Annotated in this window: 2 pseudogenes; one reads left to right on the forward strand and one right to left on the reverse strand. The window is 49.7% G+C overall.

Going from position 1 to position 344, the window contains the following annotated elements:
• Positions 1-169, forward strand: a pseudogene (locus EII23_RS12650) (integrase core domain-containing protein); the annotation flags it as partial.
• Positions 170-261: 92 nt separating this feature from the next.
• Here EII23_RS12650 and EII23_RS12655 read toward each other — a convergent pair.
• Positions 262-344: pseudogene (locus EII23_RS12655) on the reverse strand (IS5/IS1182 family transposase); the annotation flags it as partial.

Below are 344 nucleotides of genomic sequence, written 5' to 3' on the forward strand. Positions count from 1 at the left end.
GCCGAACGCTATAACCGAACCGTGCGGTATGACTGGCTGAATCAGTATCTCTTTGAGTCATTGGATACAGGAGTTTGCCACAGCCTGGCTCTGGACCTATAACAATGAACGGCCCAACATGGGCATCGGTGGCATCACCCCGGCCATGACACGGAAACGGGCGGCATAGGCTCTGCTTTTGAAGCCTGCCACAAATGGGGAGATTAGAAGCCATCTCATAATCAAAAGGGTTTGAGTTTGGAAATTTTCTAGATAGTGTCGTCAAATTATTTTTGCCCACAATGAGATGCACCTGATTTGCACGGCGGCAAGGAAGGAAAGGCTTCGTTTTGCGTAGCGCGTAG

Origin of the sequence: Desulfovibrio sp. OH1186_COT-070 (assembly GCF_003860215.1) — a bacterium.
Classification (GTDB): domain Bacteria; phylum Desulfobacterota; class Desulfovibrionia; order Desulfovibrionales; family Desulfovibrionaceae; genus Desulfovibrio.